General features: G+C 70.9%; 3 protein-coding genes. All 3 read left to right on the top strand.

Annotated elements, in window-relative coordinates; all coding sequences use genetic code 11:
- Positions 1–105: 105 nt before the first annotated feature.
- The 3 genes from pafA (at position 106) to ACFXAM_RS37970 (ending at position 4,181) form a co-directional block, all read left to right on the top strand.
- Complete coding sequence (gene pafA, locus ACFXAM_RS37980) at positions 106–1,467, top strand: Pup--protein ligase (protein WP_380298422.1); 1,362 nt, start codon at positions 106–108, stop codon at positions 1,465–1,467.
- A 173-nt stretch (positions 1,468–1,640) separates the two neighbouring features.
- The gene (locus ACFXAM_RS37975) at positions 1,641–2,633 is read left to right on the top strand and encodes an FKBP-type peptidyl-prolyl cis-trans isomerase (protein WP_380298420.1); all 993 of its coding nucleotides are present in this window, start codon (positions 1,641–1,643) and stop codon (positions 2,631–2,633) included.
- Positions 2,634–2,873: 240 nt separating this feature from the next.
- Positions 2,874–4,181: an FKBP-type peptidyl-prolyl cis-trans isomerase gene (locus ACFXAM_RS37970; protein WP_380298418.1), complete on the top strand. Its 1,308-nt coding sequence runs from the start codon at positions 2,874–2,876 to the stop codon at positions 4,179–4,181.
- Positions 4,182–4,344: the final 163 nt, after the last annotated feature.

Genomic DNA, 4,344 nt, shown 5'->3' with positions numbered 1-4,344 from the left:
CGGCCGGCGACGGCGGCCGCACGGGACCCCGGTGCCCCTGCGGCGGCCCGGACGGGCTTTCGCGGAGGCGGTTTCGGACAGCTCCCATCAGAGAATGGATGGCCCATGGACCGCCGAATTTTCGGGCTGGAGAACGAGTACGGCGTCACCTGCACGTTCCGCGGGCAGCGCAGGCTGTCCCCGGACGAGGTCGCCCGCTACCTCTTCCGCCGCGTAGTCTCCTGGGGCCGCAGCAGCAACGTGTTCCTGCGCAACGGTGCCCGCCTCTACCTCGACGTGGGCTCCCACCCCGAGTACGCCACCCCCGAGTGCGACGACGTCGTCGAGCTGGTGACGCACGACAAGGCGGGCGAACGCATCCTCGAAGGCCTGCTGGTCGACGCCGAGCGCAGGCTGCACGAGGAGGGCATCGCCGGGGACGTCTACCTCTTCAAGAACAACACCGACTCCGCCGGCAACTCCTACGGCTGCCACGAGAACTACCTGGTGGCCCGGCACGGCGAGTTCTCCCGGCTGGCCGACGTGCTCATCCCGTTCCTGGTGACCCGGCAGCTGATCTGCGGCGCCGGCAAGGTGCTGCAGACCCCGCGCGGCGCGGTCTACTGCGTCAGCCAGCGCGCCGAGCACATCTGGGAGGGCGTCAGCTCGGCGACCACCCGCTCCCGCCCGATCATCAACACCCGCGACGAGCCGCACGCCGACGCCGAGCGCTACCGTCGGCTGCACGTCATCGTCGGGGACTCCAACATGTCGGAGACCACCACCCTGCTCAAGGTGGGCTCCACCGACCTGGTGCTGCGGCTCATCGAGGCCGGCGTGGTGATGCGCGACCTCACCCTGGAGAACCCGATCCGGGCCATCCGCGAGGTCAGCCACGACCTCACCGGCACCCACCAGGTCCGGCTCGCCAACGGCCGCGAGGCCAGCGCGCTCGACATCCAGGAGGAGTACTACACCAAGGCCCTGGAGTTCGCCGACCGCAAGGGCATCAACACCGGCACCGTCGCCCGGGTCCTCGACCTGTGGGGCCGCACCCTGGAGGCGGTCCGGACCGAGCGCCTCGACGGGGTCGCCACCGAGATCGACTGGATCATGAAGTACAAGCTCATCGAGCGCTACCGCGAGAAGCACCAGATGAGCATGAGCAACCCCCGGGTCGCCCAGATCGACCTCGCCTACCACGACATCCACCGCCGCCGCGGCCTGTTCTACCTGCTCCAGGGCAAGAACCAGGCCCAGCGGGTGACCACCGACCTCAAGACCTTCGAGGCGAAGTCGATCCCGCCGCAGACCACCCGGGCCCGGCTGCGCGGCGACTTCATCCGCCGGGCGCAGGAGCAGCGCCGCGACTTCACCGTCGACTGGGTGCACCTGAAGCTGAACGACCAGGCGCAGCGCACCGTGCTCTGCAAGGACCCGTTCCGGTCGGTCGACGAGCGGGTGGAGAAGCTCATCGCGGGCATGTGACCGGCGCGCGGGCGGGGGAGCGGCGCGCGCACGGCGTCCCCCGTCGGTGTGATCTTCGCGGTGTCCGGTCCCGGTGGTGTCTACCGGGACCGGGCGCCGTCTGCGCATACGCTGTCCGTCGAGTCCGGAGCCGGAGTCCGGAGAGCCGACTTTGACCGACAGTTAGGAACGCCGTGCGCCGCACCGCCGGGTTGCTTCTCACCCTGCCCCTGCTGCTGGCGGTGGCCTGCAGCAGCTCCACCAAGCCGGCCGGCCAGGCCACGCCCACCGCGTCGCCGACCGCCGCGCCCACCGTGCCCGCCCCGGTGAACGAGGCCTCCCCGATGCCGGTGCTGTCCGGCGGGGGCTTCGGGAGCAAGGCCACCATCACCATCCCCGAGGGCCAGCAGCCCAGCGGACAGTTCGTGGTGAACACCGTCAGCGAGGGGGACCGCTCGGCGGTCAACAAGGGCGACTGGGTGACGGTCAACTACACCGCCAAGGACTGGACGACCGGCAAGGACCTGCCCAGTTCCTACGACTCCGGCGGCAAGCCGCAGCTCTACCAGGCGGGCAGCGGGCAGCTGGTGCCGGCCTTCGACCAGAGCGTGATCGGCAAGAAGGTCGGCAGCCGGCTGCTGGTCGTCGCCCCGCCGGCCGCCGCGTTCGGCACCCAGGGCTCCACCCAGCTCGGCGTCGGCCCCGGCGACACCGTGGTCTTCGTGCTCGACATCGTGGAGAGCCTACCGCCGGACTCCACGCTGTCCGGCGCCATGACGCCGCCGCCGGCGAACCTGCCGCAGGTCAAGGACAACGGCAAGGCCGCCGTCACCATCACCGTGCCGGCCGGGCAGGCCCCGCCGACCGACCTCCAGCAGGCCGTGCTGATCAAGGGCGAGGGCAAGCAGGTCAAGTCCGGGCAGACCCTGGTCGTGCAGTACACCGGCGTGCTGTGGGCCAACGGCCAGCAGTTCGACTCCTCCTGGAGCCACGGCGGCGCCCAGGCGCTGCAGATCGGCACCGGCAGCGTCATCGAGGGCTGGGACAAGGGCCTGGTCGGCCAGAACGTCGGCAGCCGGGTGCTGCTGGTGGTGCCGCCGTCGCTCGGCTACAAGGACCAGGCGCAGGGCTCGGTGCCGCCGAACTCGACCCTGGTGTTCGTGGTGGACATCCTGGAGGCCGTGTGACGCCCCGGTGATCCCGGGGGATCCCCGGCACGGGCTGGTTCGAGCCCGGGGGGATTCCGTACGCTTGGGCGGGCGCTCGCACGGGCAAGCGCCCGCCCTCATCCTGACCTGTCATACTGCCCTCGCACTGTGGTAGGCGCCGCCGGCGTCCGGGGTCCGGGCGGGCAGTGCGACAGCACCCCGGCGCCACCACGCCGGCCGTAGACCTCGAAGACCTCGTGGCGAGATGGATGGGGAGTCATGTCTGAGAAAGCGTCGAGCCCGGGCGGGTCCGGCACCGCGCACGGTAACTCCGCCGGAGACCCGGCCGATTCGAGGCCCGGCGGCCCGCTCCCGGGCGACGGCGAGTCGATCGTCGTTCCTCCGGCGATCCTGAAGCAGCAGGCCGGGTGGGGCGGGTCCGGGGAGGCGCCCCGGGCCGCGGGGACGAAGACCGACGAGGTCCCGCAGATCTTCGCCTCCACCGTCCGCCGCCAGGACACCTCCGAGGCCGGGTACGACGAGAACCCGGGCAACGTCGGCAAGCTCGGCGTGATCCTCGGCACCGTTCTCGGCGTGCTGCTCATCGGCAGCGCCGTCACCCTGTACCTGGTGAACAAGGACGGTTCGTCGGACGACGCCGCCGCCAAGCCGGACACCGCCAAGTCCGCCCCGGCCACGCCGACCACCCCGCCGGTCCCGCCGATCAAGGACAGCGCCAAGGTGCTGCCCAACGTCACCGGCGACTACGGCACCAAGGCCACCATCGAGGTGCCCGCCGAGCAGGCCGACGGCAGCTTCGTCGTCAAGGTCCTCTCCGAGGGCAGCGGCCCCAAGGTCGAGAAGAACTCCTGGACCTCCGTCGACTACACCGGCAAGGACTGGAACACCGGCAAGGACATCCCGTCGTCGTACGACGACAAGGGCAAGCCGCAGATCTTCCAGGCCGGCACCGACGCGCTGATCCCGGCGCTCGACCAGGCGGTCATCGGCAAGAAGGCCGGTTCCCGGCTGCTCGTCGTCGCCCCGCCGGCCGCCGCCTTCGGCGCCCAGGGCAACCCGAGCATGTCGATCGGGGCCGAGGACAACCTGATCTTCGTCATCGACATCCGCAACAGCAACGCCCCCGACGCCGTCGTCAGCGGCACCGTGACCCCGCCGCCCGCGGACTTCCCGCAGGTCAAGGACAACGGCAAGAAGCCCGCCGACATCACCCCGGTGCCCGGTGCGGCCGACCCGACCGAGCTGAAGAGCCACGTCCTCATCAAGGGCGAGGGCCGCAAGGTCGAGAAGGGCGAGAAGATCCTCGTCCAGTACACCGGCGCGCTGTACAAGGACGGCAAGGTCTTCGACTCCTCGCTCAGCAAGGGTCAGGCGTTCTCCTTCCCGCTCGGCGGCGGCCAGGTCATCGCCGGCTGGGACCAGGGCCTGGAGGGCCAGACCATCGGCAGCCGGGTCGAGCTGGTCATCCCGGCCTCGCTCGGCTACAAGGACCAGGCCCAGGGCGAGATCCCGCCCAACTCGACGCTGGTCTTCGTCGTCGACATCCTCGATGCGGGTCAGGGCTGATCCACTTTCGGGTGACAATGGTGTGCGTGTGACCTTCGGGACCGGCCGCGTGGCCGGTCCCGGACGGGCCGGGGGGGGGGGGCCGGGGGGGCGGGGTGCGGCCCGGCGGGGGGGGCCCCCCCCCCGGGGATGGACGCCAGAACAACACTCTGAGTAAGCAGAA

The organism is Kitasatospora sp. NPDC059462, from assembly GCF_042749955.1.
GTDB lineage: Bacteria > Actinomycetota > Actinomycetes > Streptomycetales > Streptomycetaceae > Kitasatospora.
The sequence above is the reverse complement of the archived record's forward strand: the minus strand, read 5'-3'. Positions and strand labels throughout refer to the sequence as shown.